The sequence below is a fragment of the Halobacillus seohaensis genome, from assembly GCF_042663045.1.
GTDB classification, from domain to species: domain Bacteria; phylum Bacillota; class Bacilli; order Bacillales; family Halobacillaceae; genus Halobacillus_A; species Halobacillus_A seohaensis.
In genome coordinates, this window is sequence record NZ_JBHSZV010000061.1 from 33,574 (window position 1) to 47,694 (window position 14,121).

Sequence of the window (14,121 nt, forward strand, 5' to 3'; positions counted from 1 at the left end):
GGTCTCGTTATTTCCCCGACCACCAGAACTTCTCCTCATACCGATGACGGAACAGCCGCACAATCTCGAAATTTAGTATTCAACAATCCTGCCCATCAACATTAACGTTTAACATAGCATAATAGATGTTGACTTGGTTAAAAGAACCATCTACTCTATGTGAGTAAAATGGTTCTCCCTTCCTTTACTTTGCGTGAACGCGGTTTTTCGCTTCTATACGTCGTTTATGAAGGATCGGTTCTGTATATCCACTTGGTTGCTCTGATCCTTTAAACACTAAATCGCAAGCAGCTTGAAATGCAACGGAGCCATCATAATCTTGAGACATCTTTTGATACTCTGGGTCAGAGGCATTTTGCTCATCCACTACTTTTGCCATCCGTTTTAATGTTTCTAGAACTTGTTCTTTCGTACACACCCCATGATGAAGCCAGTTTGCCATATGTTGACTTGAAATTCTTAATGTTGCCCTGTCTTCCATTAGTCCAACATTATTAATATCAGGAACCGTAGAACAACCAACCCCTTGTTCTACCCATCGAACTACATATCCTAAAATACCTTGCGCATTGTTATCCAGTTCTTCCTGAATTTCTTCGCTACTCCATTGAGGTTTCAATGTTAATGGAATATCAAGAATATCATCCTGTTGATTTTCAAAAGATTGTAGTAAGTCACTTTGAACTTTACGTACATCAATTTGATGATAATGCAAAGCATGTAAGGTAGCCGCTGTAGGAGATGGTACCCAAGCTGTGTTGGCTCCAGCTTTTAGATGGCTGCCTTTCTGTTCCATCATCGCAGCCATCCTATCAGGCATGGCCCACATGCCTTTCCCAATCTGTGCTCGACCTTTTAATCCAGTATCTAGACCAACTTGTACATTCGATTTTTCATAGCCTTGAAGCCACTTAGAGGATTTCATATCGTTTTTACGTATCATAGGTCCATGTGCTTCCATAGAAGTATGGATTTCATCTCCCGTTCGATCTAAGAATCCAGTATTAATGAAGACGATTCTCTCCTTCACTTCCTTAATAGAAGCTTTCAAATTAAGCGTGGTTCTCCTTTCTTCATCCATAACTCCTATTTTTAAAGTATTTCGTTGTAACCCAAGCATGTCTTCCGTACGATCAAAGAGTTCATTTGCAAAAGCAACTTCCTCTGAACCATGCATTTTTGGCTTAACGATATATAATGAACCTTGTGACGAGTTCTGAAATTGCCCGTGACTTAAGATATCTTGTTTGCCTACCAAACCTGTGATTACTGTATCTAATATCCCTTCTGGCACTTCTTCTCCATCCTGATCAAGCACGGCCTGTGTAGTCATTAAATGACCTACATTACGTACAAACATAAGCGACCTTCCAGACAACGAGAATTCTTTTCCTTCAGGAGAGATATAGAAACGATCTGGGTTCAATGTTCTAGTGAACGTTTGATTTCCTTTAGTAATAGTTTCAGCTAAATCACCCTTATAGAGACCAAGCAAATTACTATATACTAGAACCTTATCTTCAGCATCAACTGCAGCTACAGAATCCTCACAATCCACAATGGTTGTCAATGCCGATTCCGCAAGTATATCTTTCACACCCGCCTTGTCTGTCTTACCAATTGTGTCTTCTCGATCGATTTGGATTTCGAAGTGAATACCATTATTCTGAAACAATAGAGTATCTGGATTTTCTGGCTGACTTGTATAACCGGCTAACTGAGAAATATCTTTAAGTCCTATTGAGGATCCATTTTCTAAAACGGCATTCAATTTACCATTATTGATTAAATAGGCCTCTACATCTTTATGAGAGCTTTTTTCTAATGGAACGGTTTGATCAAGAAACTCTTTAGCATATGCAATTACTTTTTCACCTCGAACAGGGTTATAAGATCCACCTTTTTCTGCTCCATCCTCTTCACTAATTACATCCGTTCCATAAAGAGCATCATAAAGACTACCCCAACGAGCGTTTGCTGCATTAATTGCATAACGGGCATTATTTACTGGTACTACTAATTGAGGCCCCGCTTGTTGTGTGATTTCTTCATCTACATTTTCCGTAGTAATTTGAAAATCTTCCGGTTCCGATTCTAAGTAATTAATTTCCTTCAAGAATGATTTATAGTTCTCATGATTAAATTCGTGATTATGTTCTTGATGCCATCCATTTATTTTGTGTTGCAATTCCTCACGTTTGGTCAGCAGTTGTTTGTTTTTAGGTGAAAGGTCTTGTATGATGACTCCTAAATCATGCCAAAACTGTTCACTGGTCAGGCCGCTATCAGGTATAGCCTTTGCATTAATAAATTCGTATAAAACTGGAGAAACTTGAAGATTACCGATTTGCACATATTCTCTCATTGGTTAATTTCCTCCTTGGAATAAATATTTTTCATTACACGGTTGATTACTAGAAAATCTCCGTGCAAATTGTAAACCTATTTAACATCCAACCATTTGAAAACCCTTTCAAAATTATCTTCACTAGACTGTCAGTTTCTTACTTCTTATACTATAATAAAACTCTAGACATAAAAAATACATATTTAGAATGTTACTTATTCCATTTGGTTATAACTGTATATTTCAGATGAAAACAGGAGGAGTACTATGGATATTCGACATTTAGAATATTTCTCTGAAGTTGCTAGACAATTAAGTTTTACGAAAGCAGCCTCTACATTACACGTTTCACAGCCATCTATAAGTAAGGTGATTAAAAACTTAGAAGAAGAATTAGGTGTTCCACTATTTTATCGATCGAAACATTTAGAGTTAACGGATGCAGGGAAAGCTGTCTTAGCCAATGCAAAGAATGTACTGAAAGCATTCGATAACTTAACGTTAGAACTTACAGATATTATGGAATTAAAAAAAGGTGAAATTAAAATCGGTATACCTCCGATTATTGGAGCAGCATTCTTCTCCAACCTTATCAGTCGATTTAAAGATCTATATCCCTTAATTGAAATCAATCTAACAGAGGTTGGCTCTAAAGAAATAAAGCGCGGGGTAGAAGATGGATCACTGGATATTGGCCTCATTTGCAATATTCCAATTAAGAAGGAAAATTTTGAATTAGTCAGGGTAATAAAAGACCCTTTAATGATGATCGTTCACAGCGAAAACCCTTTGGCAAGTGAAAAATCAATCGATCTAGCAAAACTAGAGAAGGAACCTTTCATTTTATATCGAGAAGATTTTACACTTTATGACCGAATTATAGAAGAGTGTGCTTCCAAAGGCTTTGAACCCAAAATTGTCTGTCAAAGCTCCCAAAAAGACTTCATGATTGAAATGGTAGAGGCAAAGTTAGGAGTAGCATTATTACCAAGTAAAATTTGTTATAAGATTAACACTCCAGAAGTCAAAGCTATTCCTTTAACTAATTCTAATATTAACCTGGAGTTAGCAATGGTATGGAAGAAGAACATGTATTTACCTTTCAGTGTTCGAGAATTTATCTCTATGTCAACAGAGGTCATTGAACACTAGTAAGATGTATAGTTATGGATACAAAACACCTTTTCTAGAGCTTATGGTTCTCTGTCAAATATGGTGGTGGAGAATGATCTCCATCACCCTTTTGATTTAGCTACTTTCGCATAGTTTGTTACACTTATCCCACCGTAGCCTGAATACACTTCGCTTTCCGCGGGTGACTGAGCCACTGTTCCCACAGGAGTCTACGTGTATTCAGGCTGCTTGTTAAATGGTTTCCTCAAACATTTATCTATCCAAAACAACAATGATCAAAATCCTAAGTTCTTCATTTCTTATTGCCATAAAACCTTATTCTTTAAGCGTTCATAGCTCTTAAGCCCGTAATAGTTGCGTTTTAATACTTTAATTGTGTTATTGACACCTTCAATTCATCCATTTTTAAACGGATACATAATGGCTTGTAATATTTCTGTCTTCCATCGTTCAAATGGTTTTCTAACGCGTTTAAATGACTCTATTTCTGACGTTTATCATTTCTTCTAAACAAGTTTTTAATCCAGCTCTCGCCATGATAGGATCGCTTTCTTTGAACGTTCCTGTCTTTAATCACCGACAACTCCATGATATAGAGCCGAACTTATACAGTCTATTCTCAAGAAAAAAACGTCCTTTTACTCCGGTAATACCGAAATAAAAGGACGCTCTTTATCGATAATATTTGATTATGACATCCACTTAGGAGGAGTGTTCTTGTCCCAATATATTTCACCAATCATGTGATGTTTTTCAAAATTATCTTTACTCAAGTGATAGTGAAAATTAAACCAATACCCTTCTCCAGGACGGTTGTCCCGTCGAACATCAAATCTAGCTACTTCTTGTTTTGTCCGATAATCATACATATTAAAAATCTTTTCACCATATCCTGATGTCATTTGTTCAGTAATCTCATAATAAGGTGCTTTCTCTTCTCCCGCTTCTGCTAAAAGCGTCTCAATAACTTCTTCCATTTTCGGTAAAATGTCTGTCTGAAAGTCATCTTCCACTTTCTCTATAATTCTCGGTCCCATTTTAGTAACCATTTGATCTTTTGCTTGTTCGGTTATTGTCTGCTTGAAAGAATCATTGGATTGAAAATCTTCATGAGGAAGAGAAGCCTCAATCGTTTCAGTTGGAGCGGCATCTTCAGTATTACTCAAGGTAACAGGCTTTGAACCTTCTTTTGAAGAAACTTCCTTATTTTCTGCCGCATCTGTCTCTAAATAGTTCGGCGGAATATACATTCCTAAAGTCATAATGGCAATAAATACAACGAATATTTTTCTTATCCAAAGTTTCATAGAAATAGCTCCCTCATATGTACTCTACTTAAATTCTACCACTTTTGAGGAATATGTCTATATTCGTCCGTTATCTTTTTCATGCAATTAAAAAAATGATTCAAAATTATCACATTTAAGAAGCCGTAAAGGACGTTCCCCCTTACAGCTTCTAAATTGATTTTCATTTATATCTCCACGTACTTATTAGAAAAATACTTAGACTGGATCTATAGGAGAACTTTTTTATATTTGGGACAATTTTTTAAAAAAGGAAACGACTTTGTTGTCCGTATCATTTTTAGTTTCCTGAGAAGTCACCTCTTCTGTTTTGGGTTGCGCGGTTGATAATTTTTCGCTAATTGAGGTTACTGGGGGATGAACACTCTGCTCAGATTCAGAAATGTTAGTTGTATTCGCCTTTTCACGTTTTATAGGGATATCCTTTTCTCGTTGAATAGAAGGTTTATTCTTTTTAGTTTTCTTACTTGAAGTGTTAAGGCTTAGTAGATATTTAGATTGATTGGACATATTTATGGAATTTGCAAACCAACCTTCATCATCATCTTCTTCTTCTATTGAAAATGGAAATGATTGATCATCATCTTCCTCGATATCTACACTTTCATCATGTTCTACTTCTGGAAATTCATCTTCATCATCCATCTCATATACGGCTGACGACTCGCTGAAATTACTAAACCAATGCTCCTCATCTATAGGCAATTCATCCTCACTTGCCATCTCATATACGGTTGACGATTCACTCAAATTACTAAACCAATGATCTTCATCTATCGGTTCAGAAGAGTCATTTCCTTCTTCTATCCATTCTTTTAATGGATTTTTATTCTTGTGATCTGTACCTTTTTGTCGTGTGAATAGTTTCTCTATCTTTTGTTCTAACAACTCTAAACGGTCAATTTGAGCCGAAAAGTCTTTAAGTCTTTCTTCAGCCTTTTCAGCATGTTTATCAAGCATTGTTTTTAACTCTAGTGTCGAGTCATTTCTTACATCAACCTTATTGCTACTTTCCTTAAAGACTAGAGACTCTTCGGCTAGACCTTCTGTCAGTTGGACAATTTCTTTTTCTTCTCTGTTTATTGTCGGTTCTATTGTTCGATGTTTGATTTGAAGAGAAGCTAAGATCTGATATATTACTACTGCCTGTTGTTCTAGCCTGCCCAGTTGCTCTTCAGAAGCATCCGTCTGATAAACGTACTCCCGTTGCTGCCCAATAAACTCATTCATTTTTTTTACAAGGGCAACAATATCTACCTCTGTTTGACTTGAACCTAAATAACCCACTTTCTCCATACTAAATGAACTGTCTCCCATAATAACAAGTCCTTTCTAAAAGTCTGAATATATATGTGTATGCGTTAAAAAATATTTGGTTCAACAGCCTTCCACTAAAAATACAAGGGCAAATGACTAATTTTCTATTATATACGCTAGTTCACTAGAACCATCAAAAGCGTCAGTCATAGTATGTAATGTAACACAAATAAAAATAATGGAAGGTTGGAAATATTATATGAGCAAGAGCAATAAGTTTCACGGGTTTCGCAAAGAGTGTATCGTTGCGGAGAAAGTGTATGATTGGGTTATTTTAAATAAGGCTCAAACATTTACGGGGCTAGCATTTGATTCGATTGGTGAAACACCTGTAGCAGGTTCGGATTTAACAGTCATAGGTTGTGAAATTCTTCAAGAAAATGGTACTGATACCGAGTGTTTTGCTGCAGATGATTCAGTTGATATGGACGTTGAGTTACCGAATGGCAAAGAAATTGAATTACAATTAGTAACTATTATGAAAACTTTGGAGGTAGAGGTGACTTACGTAGTAACAGGTACTACAATGCCAGAATTTACTGCTACGGCTACGGTAAACTTAATTCCTGAACAAGTACTCTTATGTCGACCAGATGATATTGAAGTAGTTTGCGATATTCTCCCTTCATCGACTTGTGATGTTTTTAATCTTACTTTAACAACGGTGGGTGCTACTGTTACAGGTGATTTAATAGTGAACGTTTGTCAAAGTGTTCAAGCAGAGACCGAAGTAAAACTAGAAGTGTTTGCGAAATTCTGTGAGCCACGTGATTTGATTCCTGTTCCATCAGCAGCTTGTCGTAGAGCTAGGTTCCCAGAACAATGTCCAGAAATTTTCCCTAACCACCGTGATAAAAAACGCAGACGCCGATGTCATGACAAACACGACAACAATAACTTTGATGCTTCCGCAGACGAAAGCGATTATGACTTCCCAATGTGGAACAATAACGGAGAAGATTAATCTAGGTTAGTGTAGGCGTTGAAGCCTGCACTTCTTACATATTTGGCGAGGAAAAGCATATATTTGTGGCATAGAGGGAGGGATTTTATTGAGTCGCCAATTACATGAGATTGAACAAAAGCTGGTCGTTTTAAAAGATGCATTAATTGCTGCGTACAAAGAAATGCAGGAAATAAAAGAAAGGTCCCAAGAGTCAAATCGCTTAGATATCACATCCTTTTTTTCATATAACGTTATTCTTCCAAATGAAGATAGGAAAGACCCGATAATTATTGGCAGCTTTGTCATAAAGAATAACGGTACAGCTGTATTGACTGATCCACTTATTTGCTTGCGATTTCAACCGATTGATGCTTTTTCATTGACCGCTAAAATTGGGTCAGAACAAATCATTGATCAGGATTACAGTCCTGTTCCCGCCGAAACGTGGAATTATATTAATGAAGAAGAAGGAAAAGAGATCGCGGAGAAAACTGGAGAGTATTGGTTGGAACCATTAAGTACTACATTTCTCGAACCTGGAGAATTACTAAGCTTCACAAATTTCCAAATCAAACTAAATAAAGAAAAAATAGACCGCAAATTCAAATTAGAAGGGTTTGTGTACGGGGAAGAATTAGAAAATGGTTTGGCACCGCTCAATAAAATAACTTTGAATGTTTAACGCATTCCCATTTATCAGGAAAACCTATGAACGTACCACGACATTATAAAAAAGTTAGATTCAATTTACCTCCATACTATGTATGGTAGGAGAAAAGGTTCCTAGCGCCTCACTCGCCAGGAACCTTTTTTCTTAAACTAAAGTTATAGATTTTTACCACCCAACTTTTTCTAACAAAAAGCTGTTAGTATTTTTGACCCCACACATTGCCTTGATCACGAAAAAAACGAGGATTACCCCGTTCTCCCTTCATCCTCTTTTTCAGTTTTCTTTTCCTTATCCTTTATCATTTGCTTTAATTCATCTAGGTCTTTCATTATTCTTTGCATATCCTTGCTTTCTTCCTCGGAATGCTCAGATAGTTCCTGTGCATTATTTACGATTTCACCAACAATTAAATTTAAAATAATGAACGTTGAAACAATAATAAATGACACAAAATACAACCATGACCAGACAACTTCAGTGAAGATTGGCCGGAATATTCCACTCGCCCAACTTTCCAAAGTGAAAACTTGGAATAGCGTCAAGGCACTCAAGCCAACATTCCCGAAGAATTCTGGAGCAATATCACCAAAGAAGCTTGTTCCAATCACAGAATAAACATAAAAAATAATTCCCATAAGAATCGTAACTGATCCAATAGCTGGAATTGCCATAAACAAAGCCGATGTTAACCTTCTCAAGGAGGGGATAATCGAGATGGTTCTCAAAACTCGCAACACTCGCAAAATCCTTAAAACGCTGACCAAATGTGTGTTATATAAAACCAGACTTCCAAATACAATAACAAAATCGAATACATTCCATCCATTATTAAAGAACTTTTGACGATAAACGATTAACTTTAAGATGATCTCAATTGTAAAGATAGCTAATATCAAAATATCTGTTGCAATAAAAATAGATTCATAGTTTGCATATATAGATGAATCAGTTCCTAATCCTATTAGAACTGCGTTCACCAAAATAATCGCCAAAATAAATTTGGAAAATAGGCGATGTTCAATAAATGTTCGTAGCTTCATTTCTATTTTTTCCACTCCTTATTAAGTGACTCTCCACAAGTTATAATAACACAGGATCGCCTTTGTTGGCTTCATAAATACCACTCCGTCTTAACGTGAAGCACATAGACTACTTGTTAAAAAACTTTCTTGCTAAAATTTTTTCGAAAATAATAAAAGCTTGCGACTCAAAAGCCGCAAGCTTGGTTTCTAACAATTAATTTAAATCCTGATCTATTAAAGCATTAAGCTTTTCATCAACCAATTCCCACTCTTCATCAGATTCGATCTGATATAACGCAAGATCTTCCCCTTCATCCGCTTTTTCTTCATAACGGAAAGTGAATACTTCTACATCCTCGTCTTCACTAGGTTCTGCAGGACTTACTGCAATATAGGTTGACTCCGTTTGTTCTACATCAAATGTGAACAGTACTTCAAATAAGTGTTCATCCCCGTTTTCATCAGGGATAGTTATACGTTCTTCTTTCTCTAATGCCATGCTGTTTCCTCCTTCTTGATTTTAAGTCCAAATTGCTTTCTTATGTTAGTTAAACAAAAACCTTCCAATATGGAAAGAAACTTTAAGACGTTTTTCCATTCAATGGTGTTTGGATGCACGATCCACTGATAAGTTGATATATTGTGCAGATCTAACCTCTCATAACCTATTTTTTTCATTGATCGTCCTTTTTATGCTCTTCTAAGTAAATTATCACCAACTCTCCATTAAATTCATCATATCAAGAATCTAAAAAGAGAAACAATAAATACATTTTCTTTATTTACACATAATATTTTTATCAATGTCTTTGAGGAGGGTTCACGAGTGGAAACAAATTCACAAAAGGAAGACCTGAATACGGCTAAACAACTTAAAGAGCATCAACATAACAAAAAATTAAACGCCTCGGAGTTAGGCGATCTATTTTCCAATTACCTGGGGGATTCTTTGTTTTGTTGTGTTTTTAAACATCATCTTCAAGTCGTTAAAGATGAAGAAATTAAAGAATTTATTAAATTCTCATTAAATATCTCAGAAAAACATTTAAATACCCTAAAAGAATTTTATTCAAAAGAAAATATACCATTACCGGTCGGGTTTGGAGACCAGGACATTCGAAAAGACGCACCACGTTTATTTAGTGACATTTTCATGCTTTATTACATCACACAGATGTCCAGAGCTGCTCTATTAACTTACGGAGATGCTCTTTCAACAACAACACGACAAGATGTAGTCGAATACTTTAAAACAAGTTTAAACGATTCAGTTATTATCTATGAAAAAGGATTGCATTTGTTGCTTTCTAAGGGGATACAAATTTCAGCACCCGAGATCCCCTATCCGAGAAAAGTTGATTTTATAGAAAAGGAATCATTTATTTCAGTAATAGCAGGTAAGTCTAGACCGTTAATCGCATTGGAAATTAAACATTTACAAGTCAATATAAATACAAACGTATTAGGTAAATCATTGATGCTAGGATTTAGCCAGGTTGCATCGTCTGATAAATTACGTAATTATTTCCAACAAGGAGTTAAAGTAGCAGACAAGCAAATCAAGGAATTGGGAACATTTCTTATAAGTGAAGATCTCCCTACTCCAAATCTTATGGATGCCCATATTACCGATTCTACTATCCCACCATTTTCTGATAAGTTAATGCTTTATCATACATCATTAGCAAATACGATTGGCCTTTCAAATTATGGATTAGCCATTTCTAAAATTATGAGACATGATTTACATGCTCAAATAGCCACTCTTACAGCAGATATAGGTAAATATGCAAATGAAGGAATAAACCTTACAATTGGTAACGGATGGTTAGAAGAACCTCCAACAGCAGCCGACCGAATCAAGCTTTCGAAACATTCTTCTGGAGGTAAACCTGTGGAGTGACCCTATAAACAATAAAAAACCCTTGATTACCAAGGGTTTTAAGAGTGGAGCATAGCGGGCTCGAACCGCTGACCTCTTGTCTGCCAGACAAGCGCTCTCCCAGCTGAGCTAATGCCCCATATATTATTTTCCGACAAAGACTATTATATCCTTATTTATCATTCTGTTCAATAGCTTTTCAGTATAAAGAAAACATTTTTTTAAAAATATATTATAAAATCCCCTAGAATTAATTCCAGGGGATTTTATATTTTAGTTTACGCTTTAACAGTTGACGGTCCACCCGATGTATTGTTATTAGTAGTCACTAAAGTAACAACAATCAAAACGATAATCGCAACGGGTACAGCAATTACAGAACTATTGATTTCAAAAGGTTTTTGCAGTAGTATTTCCCAAGTTAACGTGGTCACTACCCCTGCAACCATAGAAGAAATACCACCGATTGGATTCACACGTTTCCAGAAGAAAACAGCGAGCAATGCTGGTGTTAAACCAGCTCCGTAAACAGTGTAAGCATACATTTGTACGCTCAATACGGTTGGGAAATACCTAATCAATAGAAAGGCAAATACTCCAAGAGCTACAATATAAATTCTCGTCATACTTAACAGTTTTTTATCAGAGGCTTCTTTATTAATGTAGTTTCCGTAAATATCATACGTTAAGTTTGTTGCCGCTGATAGTAAATACGAATTCCCTGTTGTAATAATAAAAGAAGCTGCAGCTGCAAGTAGAACTCCTCCTACAATTGTTGGCAGTGCTAGCGTAGTAGCCATCAATGCCATACCTGGATCGATATCAGGAAACATGGAACGTGATGTGAATGCAATAATTGAAATGGCTGGAGATATAATAATCATTGCGATTAGCCAACCAATTTGGGCTTTTTTAGCTGAGCTATCTCCTTTAGAAGATGCCAAACGTTGATACATGTTTTGGTCACCTAATAGTAAAAATAAAGAGGGAAGTAAAAAGCCCATTAATTGGATAGTGGAAAGTCCTCCTGTGGATGTCATATGGGATTCTGGTACGTTAGCAATGACATCTCCCCAGCCACCAGCTACTGCAATAATTGTTGGCACAGTAATAATTAATCCACCGACCATTAAAAATCCACTAATGGCATCGGTTTGTGAAACGGAACGAAGTCCACCAATCATAGCTAGGAAGATAATCATAACAGCACCAATTATAGTACCAACTTCAACACTCATGCCTGTTGTTAAATTTAAAATAAATCCGAGACCTTGCATTTGATAAGATACAATCCCCACATAAGCAAGAATAATGATAACACTAGCTATGTTACGCGATTTACGACCATATTTTGCCTCAAGAATACCTGAAACTGTATATTTACCAAAAGCACGTATTTTTGGTGCGACAATATATAGAATAGTAATCCCCACTAATGTTGGAACCATTAACATTAAAGATGGCCATATTCCATAACTGAAAGCCATAGAAGTTTCCCCTCCGGAAATACTCCCACTACCTGTCCATGTTGCTAAAAGGGTTCCCATTAATACAAAAGGGCCTAAACTTTTTCCCGCTAGGACGAAGTCTTCACTTCCTGACACTTTCTTCGCCATAACAATTCCGATTACGATCATTACAACTGCGTAAAGACCGATATACCATAGTAAAGTTGGATCATGTTGTAATTCCATTACTAATTTTCAGCTCCTGATTTTCATATATTGGATGATAAGTTGTCTATAGACTATTATCCACTTCTCTCAACGTGTTATACGAGCTCTGTAAACACAACGTTTATTAAACTAACATACTTTCAAAAATTGTGAAAATGAGGTTTCTTATACTTTTCAAAAGAAATTTCCTCTCTAAAATCCATGGAATTTATTAACAATATATTGTCAGAACTTTGACCTCATGGCTTGAAAAATTGGATCACTATTACGAAAATTCAAATAAGATTATTAATTAAGGAATTTTTCATATATATAAAATAAGACTAAATACCTATACTAAAATATAAAAAATGCCTACTATGAAATCTCACTTTTAAAGAGATTTCATAATAGGCATTGCTTTTATTCTGGTACAGACTCTTCTTTTTCCTTCACTTGGTCAATTAAATTTTTCAACAGCATAATGCCGTCATTTGTTCCAATGGATTCCGGGTGAAACTGTACCCCTTCTATTGGATAATCTAGGTGTCGAATCCCCATTATCTCCCCTTCAACAGTAGCTGCTGTGATTTCAAAACAATCAGGAATATCATCTTTATCAACGATCAAAGAATGGTAGCGCATCGCTTCCATAGGATTGTTTAGATCTGTGTAAACCGAGCGACCATCATGAAATATTTCGGAGCTTTTCCCATGCATCAGTCGGTCAGCACGGACAACTTTTCCTCCAAAAACTTGAGCGATCGCCTGGTGTCCTAAACAAACGCCAAAAATCGGTATCGTGTTTTTGTAATGGTCAATAACATCCAAGGTAATTCCTGTTTCATCCGGGGAACAGGGTCCCGGAGATAGGAAAAGTAAGTCTGGTTGTAATTGATCAATATCTTTAAATGTAACTTCATCATTTCTTCTTACGACGACTTCTTCTCCAAGCTCTCCTAAATATTGCACAAGGTTATATGTGAACGAATCGTAATGATCGATCATGTAAATCAAATTTACTCAGCTCCTCTAGACTCACTTTACTAATTCATGAATCTCTTTATAAAAGCGTTCAAGTGCTTCAGCTTCTCTACCATTTTCTAAAGCTTCGAGTTCACTTTCAATCAATCGAATAATTTTACTTCCTATAATGACACCATCCGCATGTTCACGCACGAGTTGCACGTGTTCATTAGAAGAAATTCCAAATCCAACCGCGACGGGTACGTTACTGTGCTCTTTAACCTTTTTGATAAAGGATAAGGTTTCAGCTGACATATCATTTCGCTCTCCAGTGACACCTAACGTCGACACACAATAAATAAACCCTTTAGCATGCTCGGCGATTCTCTTAATGCGTTCTTCAGAGTTTGGGGCCACAAGAGAGATGAACTCCACATCTTTTTCGTCTGCTAGTTGACGAATATCTTCACTTTCTTCATATGGAAGGTCAGGTATCAATACGCCTTCCGCTCCGTTTTCCTCTAACATTTCAAAAAAACGATCATAACCTAGTTGTACAACAGGATTGTAGTACGTAAAAATAACTACAGGGATTTCCAAGCCCGCTTCACGTAATTTCGGTACGAGTTCAATCGCTTTAGTAAGTGACATATCCTTTTTCAATGCGCGTTGCGCGGCCCGTTGAATTGTTGGACCGTCCGCTAGCGGATCAGAATACGGCACACCAAGTTCAAGAATATCGGCACCAGCTTTTTGTAGTTGCAACGCAAATTGCACGGTTAATTCTGGAGTTGGATCGCCTGCTACGACAAACGGAATAAACAAGTCTTTTGTTTTAGTTAATTTTCCTTGAAAGGCTGTTTGAGTAAGCATAG

At 36.4% G+C, this 14,121-nt stretch carries 13 protein-coding genes and 1 tRNA gene; 4 read left to right on the forward strand and 10 right to left on the reverse strand.

The genetic code is table 11. From position 1 onward, the window contains the following. Window positions 1-184 precede the first annotated feature (184 nt). Window positions 185-2,365 carry a malate synthase G gene (locus ACFQIC_RS19035; protein ID WP_204710697.1) on the reverse strand — a complete coding sequence of 727 codons (2,181 nt, stop codon included), beginning with the start codon at window positions 2,363-2,365 and terminating at the stop codon, window positions 185-187. Between the two features lie 249 nt (window positions 2,366-2,614). On the opposite strand from ACFQIC_RS19035, the gene ACFQIC_RS19040 reads away from it, so the two are divergent. Continuing rightward, entirely contained in the window at window positions 2,615-3,499 is an 885-nt protein-coding gene (locus ACFQIC_RS19040; RefSeq protein ID WP_204710698.1) for a LysR family transcriptional regulator, read from the forward strand. Window positions 3,500-3,780: 281 nt separating this feature from the next. On the opposite strand, the gene ACFQIC_RS19045 is transcribed toward ACFQIC_RS19040, so the two are convergent. From ACFQIC_RS19045 to ACFQIC_RS19055, 3 genes are all read right to left on the reverse strand, one after another. Continuing rightward, window positions 3,781-3,876: a transposase gene (locus ACFQIC_RS19045; protein WP_390217701.1), complete on the reverse strand. Its 96-nt coding sequence runs from the start codon at window positions 3,874-3,876 to the stop codon at window positions 3,781-3,783. A gap of 294 nt (window positions 3,877-4,170) precedes the next feature. Beyond that, window positions 4,171-4,788: a YpjP family protein gene (locus ACFQIC_RS19050; protein ID WP_204710700.1), complete on the reverse strand. Its 618-nt coding sequence runs from the start codon at window positions 4,786-4,788 to the stop codon at window positions 4,171-4,173. A 225-nt stretch (window positions 4,789-5,013) separates the two neighbouring features. Beyond that, window positions 5,014-6,105, reverse strand: coding sequence for a hypothetical protein (locus ACFQIC_RS19055; RefSeq protein ID WP_204710702.1), 1,092 nt, complete (start codon window positions 6,103-6,105; stop codon window positions 5,014-5,016). A gap of 199 nt (window positions 6,106-6,304) precedes the next feature. Here ACFQIC_RS19055 and ACFQIC_RS19060 point away from each other — a divergent pair, with 199 nt between their 5' ends. Together ACFQIC_RS19060 and ACFQIC_RS19065 are read left to right on the forward strand one after the other, a co-directional pair. Beyond that, window positions 6,305-7,069 carry a BMQ_0737 family morphogenetic spore coat protein gene (locus tag ACFQIC_RS19060; protein WP_204710704.1) on the forward strand — a complete coding sequence of 255 codons (765 nt, stop codon included), beginning with the start codon at window positions 6,305-6,307 and terminating at the stop codon, window positions 7,067-7,069. 88 nt (window positions 7,070-7,157) lie between these two features. Beyond that, the gene (locus tag ACFQIC_RS19065; protein ID WP_204710706.1) at window positions 7,158-7,733 is read left to right on the forward strand and encodes a hypothetical protein; all 576 of its coding nucleotides are present in this window, start codon (window positions 7,158-7,160) and stop codon (window positions 7,731-7,733) included. A gap of 233 nt (window positions 7,734-7,966) precedes the next feature. On the opposite strand, the gene ACFQIC_RS19070 is transcribed toward ACFQIC_RS19065, so the two are convergent. Further along, window positions 7,967-8,761: an ion transporter gene (locus ACFQIC_RS19070; protein ID WP_204710708.1), complete on the reverse strand. Its 795-nt coding sequence runs from the start codon at window positions 8,759-8,761 to the stop codon at window positions 7,967-7,969. Window positions 8,762-8,957: 196 nt separating this feature from the next. Beyond that, window positions 8,958-9,242 carry a DUF1292 domain-containing protein gene (locus ACFQIC_RS19075; protein ID WP_204710710.1) on the reverse strand — a complete coding sequence of 95 codons (285 nt, stop codon included), beginning with the start codon at window positions 9,240-9,242 and terminating at the stop codon, window positions 8,958-8,960. 327 nt (window positions 9,243-9,569) lie between these two features. Between ACFQIC_RS19075 and ACFQIC_RS19080 the strand changes: the two genes are divergently transcribed. Next, a complete protein-coding gene (locus ACFQIC_RS19080) occupies window positions 9,570-10,646 on the forward strand; it encodes a DUF3231 family protein (protein ID WP_390217688.1) in 1,077 nt (358 codons plus the stop codon). A gap of 45 nt (window positions 10,647-10,691) precedes the next feature. Here the strand turns inward: ACFQIC_RS19080 and ACFQIC_RS19085 are convergent. The 4 genes from ACFQIC_RS19085 to trpA all read right to left on the reverse strand — a co-directional run bounded on the left by ACFQIC_RS19085 (window position 10,692) and on the right by trpA (window position 14,119). Further along, window positions 10,692-10,764: transfer RNA gene (locus tag ACFQIC_RS19085), tRNA-Ala, on the reverse strand. 139 nt (window positions 10,765-10,903) lie between these two features. Then, window positions 10,904-12,319, reverse strand: a complete 1,416-nt coding sequence (locus ACFQIC_RS19090; protein ID WP_204710712.1) for a sodium:solute symporter family protein — start codon at window positions 12,317-12,319, stop codon at window positions 10,904-10,906. 384 nt (window positions 12,320-12,703) lie between these two features. Continuing rightward, window positions 12,704-13,297, reverse strand: coding sequence for an anthranilate synthase component II (locus ACFQIC_RS19095; protein WP_204710714.1), 594 nt, complete (start codon window positions 13,295-13,297; stop codon window positions 12,704-12,706). 21 nt (window positions 13,298-13,318) lie between these two features. Next, complete coding sequence (trpA, locus tag ACFQIC_RS19100) at window positions 13,319-14,119, reverse strand: tryptophan synthase subunit alpha (protein WP_204710716.1); 801 nt, start codon at window positions 14,117-14,119, stop codon at window positions 13,319-13,321. Between the last annotated feature and the right edge of the window lie 2 nt (window positions 14,120-14,121).

Coding starts and splice junctions, on each gene's coding strand:
- ACFQIC_RS19040 (WP_204710698.1), top strand. CDS start 2,615: ATGGATATTCGACATTTAGAATATTTCTCTGAAGTTGCTAGACAATTA.
- ACFQIC_RS19060 (WP_204710704.1), top strand. CDS start 6,305: ATGAGCAAGAGCAATAAGTTTCACGGGTTTCGCAAAGAGTGTATCGTT.
- ACFQIC_RS19050 (WP_204710700.1), bottom strand. CDS start 4,788: ATGAAACTTTGGATAAGAAAAATATTCGTTGTATTTATTGCCATTATG.
- ACFQIC_RS19090 (WP_204710712.1), bottom strand. CDS start 12,319: ATGGAATTACAACATGATCCAACTTTACTATGGTATATCGGTCTTTAC.
- ACFQIC_RS19055 (WP_204710702.1), bottom strand. CDS start 6,105: ATGGGAGACAGTTCATTTAGTATGGAGAAAGTGGGTTATTTAGGTTCA.
- ACFQIC_RS19070 (WP_204710708.1), bottom strand. CDS start 8,761: ATGAAGCTACGAACATTTATTGAACATCGCCTATTTTCCAAATTTATT.
- trpA (WP_204710716.1), bottom strand. CDS start 14,119: ATGCTTACTCAAACAGCCTTTCAAGGAAAATTAACTAAAACAAAAGAC.
- ACFQIC_RS19035 (WP_204710697.1), bottom strand. CDS start 2,365: ATGAGAGAATATGTGCAAATCGGTAATCTTCAAGTTTCTCCAGTTTTA.
- ACFQIC_RS19075 (WP_204710710.1), bottom strand. CDS start 9,242: ATGGCATTAGAGAAAGAAGAACGTATAACTATCCCTGATGAAAACGGG.